Below are 15,641 nucleotides of genomic sequence, written 5' to 3' on the forward strand. Positions count from 1 at the left end.
TACTGGGAACTCACACAAAGCAGGTCGACAATGGCTGACGTGCCAGAACGCGTGACTTCCGCCGCATCCACCTCCCCCCGATCGAACGAGCAGCCGCAGGCACCCGTCTACACGCTGTGGGCCGTGTTCACCCGGCCCCGATCCGGGGTGGGCGCCGACGTGCTCGCGACCGCGGCCGCCGATCTCGACCGGGCCGTCGCCGACATCGCCGCGTCGGGCGTCGAAGTCCGCGGCATCTACGACGTGTCGGGCTTCAAGGCCGACACCGACCTGATGTTCTGGCTGCACGGCGACAGCCCCGAGGCCCTGCAGGCCGCGCTGCGCACCCTGCGCCGCGTGCCCGCGATCGCGGCGCTCACCCCGCACACGAACCTCGCCGGCGCGCACCGCGAAGCCGAGTTCAACCGTGAGCACGTCCCGGCGTTCGTCCGCGGCGTCGCGGCCAAGCAGTGGCTCGCGGTCTACCCGTTCGTGCGCAGCAAGGACTGGTACCTGCTGCGCGACGGCGAGCGCAGCCGCATGCTCGCCGAGCACGGCCGGGCCGGCGCCGCCTACAAGGGCGTGCTGACCAACACCGTGGCCGCGTTCTCGCTCGGCGACTACGAGTGGGTGGTGCCCGTCGAAAGCGACGAGCTCACCGACCTCGTCGACATGATGCGCACGCTGCGCTACGTCGACGCGCGCCTGCACGTGATCGAAGAGACCCCGTTCTTCACCGGTCGGCGCATCGGCACGGCCGACGTGGCCGAGGTGCTCGCGTGACCGCCGGCGCATTCGACGCCGTGCTGCTGGCGAGCTTCGGCGGCCCCGAGGGGCAGGACGACGTCATCCCGTTCCTGCGCAACGTCACGCGCGGGCGCGGCGTGCCCGACGAGCGGCTCGAAGAGGTCGCCGTGCACTACCGGCACTTCGGCGGCGTCAGCCCGATCAACGCGCAGAACCGCGCGCTGAAGGCGGCGCTCGAGGCCGAGCTCGCGGCCCGCGGCATCGACCTGCCCGTGCACTGGGGCAACCGCAACTGGGGCCCGCTGTTCGCCGGCGCCGTACGCGACGCGCACGCGGCCGGCCACGACCGTCTGCTGGCCGTGGTCACGAGCGCCTACACGTCGTACTCGGGCGTCGGGCAGTACCGCGAGAACTTCGAGCAGGCACTCGCCGACACCGGGCTCGAGGGCACCGTCACGATCGACCGGCTGCGCGAGTTCTTCGACCACCCCGGCTTCGTGACCCCGTTCGTCGAGGGGCTGCGCGAGGCGGTCGGCCCCGGCACGGCCAACACGCACGTGCTGTTCGTCACGCATTCGATCCCGACCGCGGCGGCCGCGGCATCCGGCCCCCGGTTCGGCGAGGGCGGCGCCTACGTCGCCCAGCACCTCGCGATCGCCGACGTCATCGCGGCCGCGGCGGCGCCCGGCGTGCCCTACTCGCTGTGCTACCAGTCGCGCAGCGGCGACCCGCGCACGCCTTGGCTCGAGCCGGACGTGAACGACGAGATCCGGCGCCTGGCCGCCGTCGGCGTCGAGCGCGTGATCGTCGTGCCGATCGGGTTCGTCAGCGACCACATGGAAGTGCTGTGGGACCTCGACACCGAGGCGGCCGAGACCGCGGCCGGCGCGGGCGTGGACTTCGCGCGCGTGGCCACTCCGGGGGTGCACCCCGCATTCGTCGCAGGCCTCGTCGACCTGATCGAAGAGCGGGTGGATGCCACGCCCGCCGGGCAGCGTCCGCACCTGACCGCGCTCGGCCCGTGGCCCGACCACGCCGCCGTCGGCGGACGGCCGGCGATGGCTTCCGCCCGATGAGCATCGCCCTGCGCGTCGGCACCCGCGGCAGCGCCCTGGCGGTCGCCCAGACCAAGCAGGTCGCACAGAAGCTGGGCGAAGCCCTGGCCGCCTCGGGCGACCCGGTCAGCATCGAGATCGTGCGCATCACGACCCACGGCGACACGTCGCGGGCGTCGCTGTCGAGCCTGGGCGGCACCGGCGTGTTCGCCACCGCCCTGCGCGACGCCCTGCGCGCCGGGGAGTGCGACGTCATCGTCCACTCGTTCAAGGACCTGCCCACCGCGCCGTCACCGGGCCTGGTGATCGGCGCCGTCCCCGCCCGCGAAGACGCGCGCGACATGATCGTCACCCGCGACGGCACCCGGCTCGAGGATCTGCCGGCGGGCTCCCGCGTCGGCACCGGCTCGCCGCGTCGCATCGCCCAGGTGCGGGCGCTGCGCCCCGACCTCGAGGTCGTCGACATCCGCGGCAACGTCGACTCGCGTCTGGCCCGGCTCACCGCCGACGGACCCGACCGCCTCGACGCGCTCGTGCTCGCCGCGGCCGGGCTGGCGCGGCTCGGCCGCACCGACGTCGCCGCCCAGCCCATGCCGCTCGAGGCCTGGCCGTCGGCTCCCGCCCAGGGTGCCCTCGCCGTCGAGGTGCGCGAGGCCGATGCCGCCGGCACCCTGCTGTCCGACGCGCTCGCCCGCGTGGACGATCCCGCCACCGCCGCCGCCGCGGCCGCCGAGCGGGGCGTGCTCGCCGGGCTCGAGGCGGGCTGCTCCGCGCCGCTGGGCGCGACCGCCGCTTTCGATGAGTCCGGCGCCCTGACCCTGGCCGCCGCCGCGTACAGCCTCGACGGCACGCGGCGGGTCGCGGCATCCATCACGATCGACGCGGCGTCCGCGGACCCGGACGCCGCCGCGACCGCCGCCCGCGAAGTCGTCTCGCGCATGCTCGCCGACGGCGCCGCCGATCTCGTCCCCGGAACCACCGGGTCCACCGGGTCCACGCCGGAAGGCACCGCATGAGCTCCCCCGTCATCCGTCCCCGCCGCCTGCGCACCACGCTCGCGATGCGGCGGCTGGTCGCCGAGACCCGCATCCACCCGGCGCAGCTGATCCTGCCCCTGTTCGTGCGCGAAGACATCGCCGAGCCGGCCCCGATCGGGTCCATGCCGGGTGTCGCGCAGCACACGCTCGATTCGCTGAAGGGTGCGGTGCAGGATGCCGCGGCCGCCGGCATCGGCGGTGTCATGCTGTTCGGCATCCCGGCCGCCCGCGACGCGATCGGATCCGGTGCCACGGACGCCGACGGCATCCTCAACCGGGCGACCCGGGTCGCGGTCGCCGAGGCCGGTTCCGCGCTCGTCGTGCAGACCGACCTGTGCCTGGACGAGTTCACCGACCACGGCCACTGCGGCGTGCTCGACGCGCGCGGCGGGGTCGACAACGACGCGACGCTCGAGCGGTACCGCGACATGGCGCTGGCACAGGCCGACGCCGGCTCGCAGCTGCTGGGCCTGTCGGGCATGATGGACGGCCAGGTCGCCGCCGTGCGCGACGCGCTGGATGGCGCGGGCCTCATCGACACGGCGATCCTCGCCTATGCGGCGAAGTACGCCTCGGCGTTCTACGGCCCGTTCCGCGAGGCCGTCGACTCGCAGCTGCAGGGCGACCGGCGCACGTACCAGCAGGATCCGGCCAACCGGATCGAGGGCCTGCGCGAGGCCGCGCTCGACGAGGCCGAGGGCGCCGACGTGCTCATGGTCAAGCCCGCGATGAGCTATCTGGACGTGCTGGCCGACGTCGCGGCGACCGCGCAGGTGCCGGTGTGGGCCTACCAGGTCTCGGGCGAGTACGCGATGATCGAGGCCGCCGCGGCGAACGGCTGGATCGACCGCGAACGGGCCATCCGCGAGAGCGTGACCGGCATCCTGCGTGCCGGCGCCGGCGCCGTGCTGACCTACTGGGCGCTGGAGCTCGCGGCGTGGGAGAGGAACGCGTGAGCAACGAGTCGGCCTTCACCGAGGCATCCACCGTCATCCCCGGAGGCGTGAACTCGCCGGTGCGCGCGTTCCGCTCGGTGGGCGGCGCGCCGCGGTTCCTGGTGTCGGGGCACGGGCCGTACGTCGTCGACGTCGAGGGCCGCGAATACGTCGACCTGGTCTGCTCGTGGGGCCCGCTGCTGCTCGGGCACGCCCACCCGCAGGTGGTGGATGCCGTGCACCAGGCCGTCTCGCGCGGCCTCTCGTTCGGGGCGTCGACGCCCGCCGAGACCGAGCTCGCCGAAGCCGTCATCGCGCGCCTCGCGCCGGTGACCACGCCCCCGGTCGTCGAGCAGGTGCGCCTGGTCTCGACCGGCACCGAGGCGACCATGACGGCGATCCGGCTCGCGCGCGGCGTCACCGGGCGCTCGCTGGTGATCAAGTTCGCCGGGCACTACCACGGCCACTCCGACGGGCTGCTCGCCGATGCCGGCAGCGGCCTGGCGACCCTCGCGCTGCCCGCCTCGGCCGGGGTTCCCGTCGAGATCGCGGCGCAGACGCTCGTGCTGCCCTACAACGACCGCGCGGCCGTCGAGGCGGCGTTTGCCGACTTCGGCCCGCGGATCGCGGCGATCATCGTCGAGGCCGCGTCGGCCAACATGGGCGTGGTCGCGCCCGAGCCGGGCTTCAACGCGTTCCTCGCGCAGACCGCGCACGATCACGGCGCGCTGCTGATCGTCGACGAGGTGCTCACCGGGTTCCGGGTGTCGCCGGCCGGATGGCTGGGCCTGGAGCCCGTGGCCGCCGACATCGTCACGTTCGGCAAGGTCATCGGCGGCGGGATGCCGCTGGCCGCCCTCGGCGCACGGCGCGAGATCATGGAGCACCTGGCGCCTCTGGGTCCGGTGTATCAGGCCGGCACGCTGTCGGGGAACCCGGTCGCGGTGGCCGCGGGCCTGGCGACGCTGCACGCCGCGGATGCCTCCGTCTATGCACGCGTCGACGAGGTGGCGGCGACGATCTCGGCCGCCGTCGACGACGCGCTGTCGTCGGCCGGGGTGGAGCACGTCATCTCGCGCGCGGGGAACCTGTTCAGCATCCAGTTCCAGCGGGAGTTCGCGCACGACTATGCGGGCGTGCAGCGGCAGGCGGCGTTCCGGTACGGCCCGTTCTTCCACGCGATGCTCGACGCCGACGTCTCGCTGCCTCCGAGCGCGTACGAGGCCTGGTTCGTCAGCGCCGCACACGACGACGCGGCGGTGTCGCGCGTGCTCGATGCGCTTCCGGCCGCGGCGCGTGCCGCCGCCGCCCGGCCCTGAGCCGTCGCTGCCGCCCTTCCCCGAGCCGCCACGTTCAGCTCGCGGGACGATCTGCGCTGTGCACCGCGACACGCCGTCCGGTGGCAGCCGGATCGGACGATCTTCCTGCGCTCTGAACACGGTGAGCGCTCGCGGCGACGTCATCGCGCGCCCCCACTACGCTGAGACCATGCAATGCCGGTGAACCGCCCCCGCACCCACTCCGCACAGAGAGGTTCACCCATGTCTTCTGCACCCCTTGCCCTCGCGGGCAGGACCGCGCTGGTCACCGGCGTCTCGCGCCGCCGCGGCATCGGCTACGCCGTCGCCCGCACGCTCGCCGGCCTCGGCGCGAGCGTCGTCATCCACCACTTCCGCCCGCACGACCTCGCCCTGCCGTGGGGCGGCGACGACCTGGATGCGGTCCGCGCGGGTGTGCGGGATGCCACCACCGACGATGCACGGTTCGCCGACGTGAGCGCAGACCTGACCACCGATGACGGCGTCGCCGACACATGGGACGCCGCGGCGGCGCTGACCGGCCGCGTCGACATCCTCGTCTGCAACCACGCGCGCAGCGGCGGGGACGGCGGCATCCTCGACATGACCGCCACGACCCTCGACGCGTTCTGGCAGACCAACACGCGCTCGACGCTGCTGCTCACGTCGCTGTTCGCGCGTGCGCATGCGCCGGTGACGGATGCGGCGGCCCGGCCGGGCGACCGCATCGGCGGCGGCCGCCCGTACCCGGAGCCGACCGGTCGCGTCTTCTGGATGACCTCTGGCCAGCAGCAGGGGCCCATGCGCGGCGAGGTGGCGTACGCGACGAGCAAGGCGGCGCTGGCCGGTGTCACCGCAACCGTCGCCGCCGAGCTGCTCGAGCTCGGGATCGTGCTGAACACGATCAACCCCGGCCCGGTGAACACCGGCTATCTCGATCCCGAGACCACCGACAGGTCGCTCGACGAGATCGAACGCCTGCGCGCCGAGACGCCCTTCGGCCGCTATGGTCGCCCGGACGACCCGGCCGCCCTGATCGGCTGGCTCGCCACCGGCGGCGCCTGGATCGTCGGACAGGTCATCACCAGCGACGGCGGCCTCGGCCTGGGCTGACCGCCCCCGGTCAGCCGGCTGCGGCTGACCGCCCCCGGTCGGCCGACTGCGGCAGGCCGACCGGTGCTCTCCTGTGTTCACAACTCATCTGATCCGCGCTCTGACGCGCCGAAATCGGGCGGATCACCCCACCCGAGGTCCAGATCGGATGAGTTCTGAACGGCGCGTCCGCAACAATCGCTCGTGTCACAGCGTGACGTCGCCGACCAGGTGCACCGCGATGCCGAGCCGATCGAACATCGCGGCCTTGGCGACGAGGGCCCTGTCGGCGGTCTCGGCGTCGGGGGCGTAGACGAGCTGGGCGTGGTTGGCCTTGTGCCGTGCCATGAACTGGTCGCGGCTCTGCCCGTGCAGCACGACGTGCGCGATCGGCCATTCGGGGTTCGTGGCGTCCTTGCGGCGCTGTGTCTCGTCCTCGGGCAGGGTGACGACCGTGCCGCGGAAGATGTCGGCGTGCAGCGCACCGTCGGCGATGTAGACGCGCGAGAGCACGACCTCGCCGGGCTTGGACACCCCGTTGATCGTGGCGCCGCCGGCGGGGAAGAACACGTGCCCCTGGCGCCAGCCGATGGCGTGGTCCCAGCCGCCCAGGTGCGAGGCGGGCACGGACCCCGAGATCTCGTACGTCCAGACGAACCGCCCGTCGAACTCCTCGCCCCAGCGCACGTCGTGCAGCGTGGTGTCGGGGTTCAAGCCCATCGCCGTCCACACCCGGTTCGTGATCAGGGCGTCCACGGCGACGCCCTCGTCGGCCTCGTTGAAGTGCGGGAAGGCGCGACCGGCGTGCAGCTCGCGCTGTCCGTCGCGCGAGAGCACCGGCGGGCGCTCGGTGGAGTTCAGGATGCCCTCGGCCAGGTCGGACGCCGGCACGAGGTCCTTCAGACCCTGCTGGTACTGGATGCCGACCGCGTCCAGGCCGAAGTCGTCGGCGATCCGCAGCGCTGCGATGTACATCTTCAGCTGCCACTGCACCTGGTCACGGGTCAGCTCGGTCGCGGCATCCTCGCCGTATTCGAACGTCATGCCGTGGTCGATCAACCAGTCGTACGCGGCGTCGGCCTCGTCGTCGCCGACCTCGAGCATCTCGGCGTACAGCGCCGACTGGCTCAGCCGCTCCTTGTAGATCCCGGTGCCGTTGAGCAGCTCGTCATCGAAGATGGCGTTGTACATGCCCATGCAGCCCTCGTCGAACACGCCGATGATGGCCTTGTCGGCCAGCAGCTGGTCGCCCAGGGCTTGCCCGAGCTCGACCTCGGGGCTCTCCGGCAGCGCCGGCAGGTCGCGCACGTGCGATGCGTCATGGGTGACGCGGCCCGTCTCGATCCACTCCGCAAGGCCCGTGCGGAACCAGTCGTCGGTGAAGTCGACCGACCAGATGGTCGAGTACGGCTTGCCCATCTTGGTCAGGCCCGCGTTCAGGCCCAGCAGGCCGACCAGGCCCGGCCAGTCCGGCGCGAAGTTCGCCGTCGTCAGGATGGGGCCGCGGTGCGTGCGCAGCCCCGCGAGCACGTGGTGGGAGTACTGCCAGTTCGCGATCGCCACCACCAGCGGCGCGTCTTCGGGGATGTTCTTGAACACCTCCATACCCATCCGCTGGCTGCGGATATAGCCGTGCCCCCGCTCGGGGTCGACCTCGAACGCGCGCACGACGCTCCAGCCGAGCTGCCCGAAGGCGGCCGTCACGGCGGCCTCGGTCGCCGCCTGCACCGGCCAGCCGGCGACGTTGGCCGACTCGCGCAGGTCGCCCGAGGTGATCAGGTACACCGTGTTCGGGGCAGCGACCGGGCGGGCGGCGGGAGTGGGGAGTGTATAGCTCATGGTGTCTCCGTTGGTTGAGTGGTCAGTGTTCGCGGCGCATGCCGGCCAAGGCGCCGCCGCGCTGGTCGGCGGCCAGCTCGTGCACGACGTCCTTCGTCCCCGCGTACAGCCGCAGGTACCGGTCGAACAGGGCGTCGTAGACGGGGGATGCCGCGGGGTCGGGCGCGATGGTCGCCGCGACCGGGTTCCACTCGTCGATGTGGGGCGCGGCGCCCGGAGCGGCGATCGCGGTGGCGGCGAGGAACGCGGCGCCGTAGCTCGCGCCGATCGTCGTCTGCGGCACCTGCTGGGTCAGGCCCGTGGCGTCCGACACGATCTGCAGCCACAGCGCGCCCTGCGTACCGCCGCCCACTGCGACGATGCGCCGGATGTCGGCGCCCGCGGCCCGCATCGTCTCGACGTTGTGACGCACGCCGAGGGCGGTGGCCTCGAGCGCCGCGCGGTACAGGTCGCCGCGGGTGTGGCTGAGGGTCAGACCCGCGACCACCCCGCGAGCGTCGGGGTCGAGGATGGGGGTGCGCTCGCCGGCGAAGTACGGCAGCATCACGAGGCCGCGCGCGCCCGGGCCCGAGGCTTCGGCCTCGGCCAGCAGCGTCGGATAGTCGGCGTCGGCGAGGTCCTTGAGCCACGCGGTGAGCGCGCCCGAGGTGGCCAGGCCGCCGGCGAGGTTGCGGGTGCCTTCGAAGGCGCCGACGGTGGTCCACATCGACGGGGTGCGCAGGGTGCGCTCGCCGGTGGCGATGAGGAACATCGTCGTGCCGTACATGAGCATCAGATCGCCGACCTCGTGCGCGCCGACGCTGACCGCCTCGGTCCACGCGTCGATCGTGCCCGCGATGACCGGGGTGCCGGCGGCGAGCCCCGTGGCCTCGGCCGCCACGTCGGTCACGGTGCCGGCGATCTGCCCCGCCCACAGCAGATGCGGGCGTTCGATGCCGGGCGCATACCGGTCCCACCACGGCTCGTGCCACGCACCGCGCTCGACGTCGTAGAGGGGGCTGGTCTGGCTGGCGGACTGGTGGTCGAGCACGTACGCGCCGGTGAGGCGCCGCGCGAGCCACGACGCGGGCATGAACAGCCGGCGGGCGCGGGCCGCGGCATCCGGCTCCTCGTCGAAGACCCACGCGAGCTTGGGTCCGCCGGCCTGCGACGTGAGCCGCGAGCCGCCGATGCGGGTGATCTCGTCGTCGCCGAGCTCGGCGGTCATCCGGGCGATCTGGTCGCCGGCGCGGGTGTCGACGCCGTACAGGATCGCCGGGCGCACCGGCACGTCGTCGGCGTCGGCCAGCAGCACGCACGGGCCCATGCCGCTGACGCCCACCGCGACGACCTCGGCGTCGGCGCGCTGTGCGAGCAGGTCGCGGGCGAGGGTGACGAACTCGTCCCACCAGACGTCGCCGTCCATCTCGACCCAGCCGGGGTGCGGGCGCTGCACGTCGTGGGCGACGACGGCGGTGGCCAGGATCGCACCGGCCTCGTCGACCAGCACGCCCTTGCTGCTGGACGTGCCGATGTCGACACCGAGCGTGCACCGCATCGTGACCTCCTGGAACGGATCCGCGCCTGTATCCGGATCGCCGATCACGCTACACGAAATCGATTTCATGCACAATGACCCCCACGAACTGGCGCCCGCGTCGCACACCACCTGTCTCGGCGCGACGCACGATCGTAAACCCGGGAACTACGCGCGCGGATGAGCGATGGGTCAGCGCAGAGGCGAGACGGTCGCGGGCTGCAGCTGGTTGCGCAGCACCACCGTGCGGGCCGGCTGCGTGTCACCGCTGATGCGCTCGAGGAGCATCTTCGCCGCCGTGACACCCATGTGCCGGGCGGGAAGCCGCACGATGGTCACGACGCTCGGCGACAGCGTCGTGAACGGCAGCGAGCCGATGACGGCAACGCCCAGTCGCGGCGGAGTCAGCCCGCGCTCGGTGAGGACTTGAATCGCTCCGACACCGATGAGGTTGTTGCCGGCGACGACGGCGTCAGGAGGAACAGGCAGTGCGAGCAGCTCTTCCATGGCTTGACGGCCCCCATTGACCTGGAACGTGGAGTACCGCAGGAGCTCGCCGAGGTCGGCGACACCCTCACGCCCCATCACCGATCGCCAGCCTTGTGCGCGCTCCTGCGCGGTCTCGATGTGCTCGGGGCCCGCGATGAAGGCGATCCGGCGAAAGCCATCCGCCACGAGGCTCTCCGTGGCGGCCTTTCCCGCCGAGCGGTTCGCCATCACGACGCCGTCCACGTCGTAGCCGGTACTCCGGTCGACGGCGACCACAGGCCGCCCGGTGGCGAGGATGTCGTCGAGGTTCGTGTGATCGGCCGCGGCAGCCAGGATGACACCGGCCATGTGCTCGGCGATGGCGATCTGCAGGTACCGCGCCTCCTTGTCGACCTGGGCATCGGAGTTGCAGAGCACGACCGAGTAGCCGGCCTCCTGCGCGACGTCCTCCACACCACGCGCGAGCTCTGTGAAGTACGGGTTCTCGATGTCGGGGATCACGAGGGCGATGACCTCGGACTCCTGCCGGCGCAGCGACCGTGCAGTGCGGTTGGGACTGAACTTCAGCTGGCGCGCCGCATCGCGCACCGCCGTCGTCTTCGCCTCCGAGACGCTCGTCCCATTGAACACGCGCGAAACCGTCGCCGGCGACACCCCCGCCAGCCGCGCCACCTCGTAGATCGTGGCCATGGCCCCCGCCCTGCATAGTCCGCGCCGACGCGGCGCGACTCTCACCATACCCCCATGAAATCGATTCCTACCAGGATGAGAAGTCTGCGCGCGATCGCAGGCTGTCGCGCCGGGCTTCGGTTTCGACAGTCTCCGGCGTTGGGTTTTCCACGATTTGCGGAGATATAGGAAGAATTCCCGGCGCCCGAACGAAATCGGTTTCAGCTTGACGTAGGCTCCCGGCCAAGACCTCGTGCATCTGCGCGCTGATCGGTACAAGGAAGTAACGGAGGACACAGCATGTCAATCAGGACCAAGCGAGCCTGGATCGCCGCCGCGACCTTGGCCGCCGGAGCACTCGCCTTGAGCGCCTGCGCGGGCGGAGCCGCCCCGAACAATGGCGGAGCCGAGTCCGGCGACACCGGCACGATCACGTTCCGGTCGTGGAGCCCGATCCAGCAGACGACCCAGCAGATGGTCACCGCCTTCCAAGACGCCCACCCTGGCACGACGATCAACGCGACGATCTTCAACTACCCGGAGTACCTCGTCGACCTGCAGACCAGGGCGAGCTCCAACACGATGCCGGATATCATCGGCCTGCAGCCCGGGGCGCTGACCCAGCAGTACCGCAGCAATCTGATGCCGCTGAACCAGTGCGCGGAGAAGACCTGGGGCGCGAACTGGAAGGACAAGTTCTACCCGATCGGTCTCGAGCAGGCGCAGTTGGGCAACCCGAAGGGTGATGACGACTACTACGCCCTGCCGCTGCTCGTGCAGACCGTGAACATGTGGGCGAACACCGATCTGTTCTCTTCGGCGAACCAGCAGATCCCGAGGACGTGGGATGAGCTGGCGAGCACTGTGAAGGCGATGAAGGGCGGTTCGTACACGCCATTCCTGCTGCCCGCGAAGGACAGCTGGCTGCGGAATGTCGTCTTCCTTCAGATCGCGAACAACGTCGACCCCGGCTACGTCTACAAGGCGGAGTCCGGCGAGGCGAAGTGGACCGACCCGCAGATCGTGAAGGCGTTCGAGTACTGGCAGAAGCTGTTCACAGACGGCATCGCGCAGAACGGCGCGCTCAGTCTCGACAGCTACCCGAGTGGGGCGAACCAGTTCGAGGCGGGGAAGGCGGCGATGATCCCGCTTGGAGCCTGGTGGATCCAGCAGTCCGACCCCACGAAGGACCAGTCGACGATCCCTCCGCTGTCCAAGGGCATGTCCGGTTACCAGCCCTTTCTGTTCCCGACCATCCCGGGCGGCGCGGCCGAGTCGCAGTACGTCGGCGGCACGGATGTCGCGCTCGGCATTTCGAAGAACGCGAAGAACCCGACTCTCGCGTGCAAGGTGCTCACCGATTGGATCGCCGGCGAGGGCGCACAGAAGCTCGTCAACACGATGAACGACATCCCCGCTGTGCAGGGCGTGAACCCCGAGAAGTTCACGAGCGACAAGCAGAAGCAGATCTGGGACACGTTCGTGAACGACTGGCTGCCGAAAGTGAAGTACTCGCGCTATTTCGAGAGCCCGAAGATCGACACCGCGGTCGGCGATGCGCTGTCGGCCGTGGCCGCCGGCTCGCAGACGCCGGAGCAGGCGGCCGCCGCCGTGCAGAAGATCCAGGACCAGGTCCTCGCCGCCGGCTGATCTGATCACTCAGGAGAGGGCGCCCCGGGCCGCGTACAACCGGGGCGCCCTGAGAGGACCATCCATGACTGCCCTGACCGTGAGAGCCAGACTCACCCGCAACCTTCCCGGACTCGCGTTCCTCGTGCCCGCACTCGCGCTGTTCGCCGTGTTCGTGGTCTACCCGATCGTCTACAACATCCAGGCGAGCACGCTCGACTGGGACGGCGTGAACGCCGGCACCTTCACCGGACTGCAGAACTACGCGCAGCTGTTCCAGGACCCGGTCTTTCTGATCACACTCCGCAACTCCGCGCTGTGGATCGTGCTCACGATCATCCCTCAGTCCCTCATCGGGTTCCTGCTCGCCCTCGCGCTGAACCGCGGCGTGTTCGCCAGCACCGCCTACCGTGCGGTCTTCTTCATCCCCGCGATCTTGTCGCCGGTCGTGGTGGGCATCGTCTGGCAGCGGATCATGGACCCCTCCAGTGGCGTGATCTCGTCGGTCGGCCGCGCCACCGGCATCACATGGCTCACGGGCGACTGGCTCGGCAGCCCGAGCACCGCGATCTTCGCCGTCATCTTCGTCAACGTGTGGATGTGGACCGGCTTCTCGATGCTCTTCTACCTCGCCGGCCTGCAGCTCATCGACGCGAACGTTCTCGAGGCCGCCAAGATCGACGGCGCGAACGGATTCCAAACCACGCTCCGGATCACGTTCCCGCTGCTGAAGTCCACGCATCTGTCCCTTCTGCTCCTGGGCATCATCGGGTCGCTGAAGACCTTCGAGCTCGTCTACGTCCTCACCCAGGGCGGTCCGGCGCACGCATCGGAGATGCTGCCCACGTACGCCTTCGAGCAGGCGTTCCAGCTGCAGAGCGTCGGTTACGCGTCGACCATCAGCGTCGTGCTGATCGTCATCGCCGTCGCCGCGTCGCTGTCCATGGTCCGGGTGTTCGGCGCCGGCTTCATCACGGGAGACGAGAAATGACGACCACACTGACCGAGCGTCTGGTGACCGCCGACGCTGCGAAGCGACAAGGACGGCCACGCGTGCACCACAGCCGCAGGGTCTCGGGTCGCCGCCGTTGGCTCCACTTCGTGCTCATCCCGCTCGGGCTGCTGTGGATGGTGCCCGTGTTCATGGTCATCGGCCTGTCGCTCATGCCGTCGAACAACCCGACGACGACGTTCTTCGGGATGTTCCCCGCGGCGCCTTCGTTCTCGAACTACCTGCTCGTCTGGAAGCAGAACCCGATCCTGCTGCATCTGCTGAACAGCCTGCTCATCACGGTGCCATCGGTCCTGATCGTCGTCGTCGTGGGGGCGATGGCGGCGTTCGCCCTGGCGCGGCTGCGCGTACCCCTGCGCGCCCTGTTCTTCAGCATCCTCATCCTCGGTCTCGTACTGCCGATGTCGGGCATCGTCGTGGCCGTCTTCAAGATCCTGCAGTCGCTGAGCCTGTACAACTCGATCCTCGGGCTTGTACTGGTCTACTCGGCGCTCGGACTGCCGTTCGCGGTGATCATCATCCGCACCGCGTTTCTCGCTATCCCCTATGAGACGTTCGAGGCTGCGGTGATCGACGGAGCGAATGTGTGGCAGATCTTCTGGCGCATCTACCTGCCGCTGGCCCGGCCGGCGATCTCGGTGGTCGTGATCTGGCAGGTCATGATGGCGTGGAACGACTTCCTGCTCCCACTGGTGTCCCTCAGCGACAATGACAAGAAGCCGCTCACCCTTGTTCCGCTGGCCTACCAGGGCGTCTTCCTCAGCCAGCCCGGCGCCTTGTTCGCAGTGCTCGTCCTGATCTCGATCCCGGTCATCCTGGTGTTCCTGTCGATTCAGCGCTATCTGGTCAACGGTCTGGCCGGAGCGATCAAATGAGCCTGGTCGGGATCGATCTGGGGACGAGCGGCGTCCGTGTCGCGGCGTTCACCGACCGCGGAGCATTGATCGCCGAACACTGTGTGCGCACTCCGCTGAACCGGTCCGGCGATTTCGTCGAGACCGATGCGGAGGCGGTGCTGACCGCGGTCTGGGAGGCGATAGCATCCGTCGTCATCTCTCCGGCCGTGCTGAACGACCCGGTCGCGGCGGTGTCGTTCAGCGTCCAGGGTGAGGCGGTTGTCCCCGTCGACGCGCAGGGGAGGGCTCTGGCGCCCGCCCCGGTGAGCATGGACCGTCGGGGGACGCACGCGGCGTCCGTCGTCGACGGCCTCGTGGGCAGTGCCGCGTTCCAGACGATCACGGGGCAACCGCTTCATCCCATGTTCTCGGTCTTCAAGATCGCGGCGGGCGGCGGAGCCTGGAAGCGCGCCGCCGGCTACCGCACTCTGGATGCCTTCGTGGCTGCACGGCTGGGGGCCGCGCCGACAACGGACTACTCGATGGCCGCTCGGACCGGCACATTCGACATCGCGGGCCTCCGCTGGTCCGACACGATCCTCTCGGCCGCGACAGAAGCCGCCGGATTCGCCGTGTCGGCACCGGCTCTGCCCCAGGTGGCCGAACCCGGAACCGTGATCGGCGCGATCGATGCGGAGGCCGCGGCCCGCACCGGCGTCAAGGCGGGCACACCGATCGTCGCGGGGGTACACGATCAGGCTGCCGCCTTCCTCGGCGCCGGCGGCGGCGCCGGCGGCCCGAGCGTGTTCTCACTCGGCTCCAGCGACTGTCTCACGGTTCTGACCGCGCAGCGCCCCGACGTGGACGGCACCGGCTTCGCCTCCTACCCCATAGGCGCGGACTCGTGGATGACGCTCGCCGGCACCGCCGCCGGCGGCTGGGCACTGGAATGGCTCGCCGACCTCGTCCGCGAGCCGGTGTCCGACCTGTTCACGCTTCTCGACGACATCCCCTCTCCACTCCTGGTCCTCCCGTACCTCGCCGGGTCTGGGACCCTCGACAACGATCCGGCCGCCCGAGGAGTGATCGCCGGTCTCACACTGGACACGACGCGCCCGCAACTGGCGCGGGCCTTCCTGGAGGCGACGGGATACGAGCTCGCGAAGATCGCGGCCGCATTCTCTGACCGAGGCATCGAGGTGGGCGACATCCGTGCAGTGGGGACGGGTGCCTCGAACGAGCGTGCGCTCGGGGTGCGGGCCAGTGCCGCGGGACGTCCACTGCGGGCGGTGCCCGGCCAGGCGTCGGCACGCGGTGCGGCGCTGCTGGCGGGCATCGGGGTCGGCGTGTTCTCCGGCTTGGACGACCTCCCCGATGCGTCCCTCGCCGAACCTGTACGACCCGATCCGCAGCACGCGGACTGGTACCGACGACAGCGCGGCCGCTTCGCCGAGCTGTACACCGCGACCACCACGACCATCCATACCCTCGCCAACGACTAGGAGACA

General features: G+C 70.5%; 13 protein-coding genes. 10 read left to right on the plus strand and 3 right to left on the minus strand.

Annotation, left to right across the window (positions count from 1 at the left end; translation table 11 throughout):
- Nucleotides 1–30: 30 nt before the first annotated feature.
- The 6 genes from hemQ (at nt 31) to AC3RX0_RS08970 (ending at nt 6,164) form a co-directional block, all read left to right on the plus strand.
- Nucleotides 31–762, plus strand: a complete 732-nt coding sequence (hemQ, locus tag AC3RX0_RS08945) for a hydrogen peroxide-dependent heme synthase (RefSeq protein ID WP_491505629.1) — start codon at nt 31–33, stop codon at nt 760–762.
- Entirely contained in the window at nt 759–1,802 is a 1,044-nt protein-coding gene (locus tag AC3RX0_RS08950; RefSeq protein ID WP_491505630.1) for a ferrochelatase, read from the plus strand. Before hemQ ends, AC3RX0_RS08950 begins: the two co-directional genes overlap by 4 nt.
- Entirely contained in the window at nt 1,799–2,797 is a 999-nt protein-coding gene (gene hemC / locus AC3RX0_RS08955; RefSeq protein WP_491505631.1) for a hydroxymethylbilane synthase, read from the plus strand. Before AC3RX0_RS08950 ends, hemC begins: the two co-directional genes overlap by 4 nt.
- Nucleotides 2,794–3,774 (plus strand): porphobilinogen synthase, encoded by a 981-nt coding sequence (gene hemB, locus AC3RX0_RS08960; RefSeq protein WP_491505632.1) that lies wholly within the window; start codon nt 2,794–2,796, stop codon nt 3,772–3,774. The genes hemC and hemB overlap by 4 nt, the downstream gene beginning before the upstream one ends.
- Nucleotides 3,771–5,072: a glutamate-1-semialdehyde 2,1-aminomutase gene (gene hemL, locus AC3RX0_RS08965; protein WP_491505633.1), complete on the plus strand. Its 1,302-nt coding sequence runs from the start codon at nt 3,771–3,773 to the stop codon at nt 5,070–5,072. The genes hemB and hemL overlap by 4 nt, the downstream gene beginning before the upstream one ends.
- 222 nt (nt 5,073–5,294) lie before the next feature.
- Entirely contained in the window at nt 5,295–6,164 is an 870-nt protein-coding gene (locus AC3RX0_RS08970; RefSeq protein ID WP_491505634.1) for an SDR family oxidoreductase, read from the plus strand.
- Between the two features lie 186 nt (nt 6,165–6,350).
- On the opposite strand, the gene AC3RX0_RS08975 is transcribed toward AC3RX0_RS08970, so the two are convergent.
- From AC3RX0_RS08975 to AC3RX0_RS08985, 3 genes are all read right to left on the minus strand, one after another.
- A complete protein-coding gene (locus AC3RX0_RS08975; protein WP_491505635.1) occupies nt 6,351–7,982 on the minus strand; it encodes a fucose isomerase in 1,632 nt (543 codons plus the stop codon).
- Between the two features lie 22 nt (nt 7,983–8,004).
- The gene (locus tag AC3RX0_RS08980) at nt 8,005–9,519 is read right to left on the minus strand and encodes an FGGY-family carbohydrate kinase (protein WP_491505636.1); all 1,515 of its coding nucleotides are present in this window, start codon (nt 9,517–9,519) and stop codon (nt 8,005–8,007) included.
- Between the two features lie 171 nt (nt 9,520–9,690).
- Nucleotides 9,691–10,677: a LacI family DNA-binding transcriptional regulator gene (locus tag AC3RX0_RS08985; RefSeq protein ID WP_491505637.1), complete on the minus strand. Its 987-nt coding sequence runs from the start codon at nt 10,675–10,677 to the stop codon at nt 9,691–9,693.
- Between the two features lie 279 nt (nt 10,678–10,956).
- Here AC3RX0_RS08985 and AC3RX0_RS08990 point away from each other — a divergent pair, with 279 nt between their 5' ends.
- The 4 genes from AC3RX0_RS08990 to AC3RX0_RS09005 all read left to right on the plus strand — a co-directional run bounded on the left by AC3RX0_RS08990 (nt 10,957) and on the right by AC3RX0_RS09005 (nt 15,635).
- Nucleotides 10,957–12,306 carry an ABC transporter substrate-binding protein gene (locus AC3RX0_RS08990; protein WP_491505638.1) on the plus strand — a complete coding sequence of 450 codons (1,350 nt, stop codon included), beginning with the start codon at nt 10,957–10,959 and terminating at the stop codon, nt 12,304–12,306.
- Nucleotides 12,307–12,370: 64 nt separating this feature from the next.
- On the plus strand, nt 12,371–13,276 hold the full coding sequence (locus AC3RX0_RS08995; RefSeq protein ID WP_491505639.1) for a carbohydrate ABC transporter permease: 906 nt from the start codon (nt 12,371–12,373) through the stop codon (nt 13,274–13,276).
- Nucleotides 13,273–14,172 (plus strand): carbohydrate ABC transporter permease, encoded by a 900-nt coding sequence (locus AC3RX0_RS09000; RefSeq protein ID WP_491505640.1) that lies wholly within the window; start codon nt 13,273–13,275, stop codon nt 14,170–14,172. The genes AC3RX0_RS08995 and AC3RX0_RS09000 overlap by 4 nt, the downstream gene beginning before the upstream one ends.
- Nucleotides 14,169–15,635, plus strand: a complete 1,467-nt coding sequence (locus AC3RX0_RS09005) for an FGGY-family carbohydrate kinase (protein WP_491505641.1) — start codon at nt 14,169–14,171, stop codon at nt 15,633–15,635. The genes AC3RX0_RS09000 and AC3RX0_RS09005 overlap by 4 nt, the downstream gene beginning before the upstream one ends.
- Nucleotides 15,636–15,641 lie beyond the last annotated feature (6 nt).

The organism is Microbacterium sp. W1-4-2 (genome assembly GCF_058349885.2).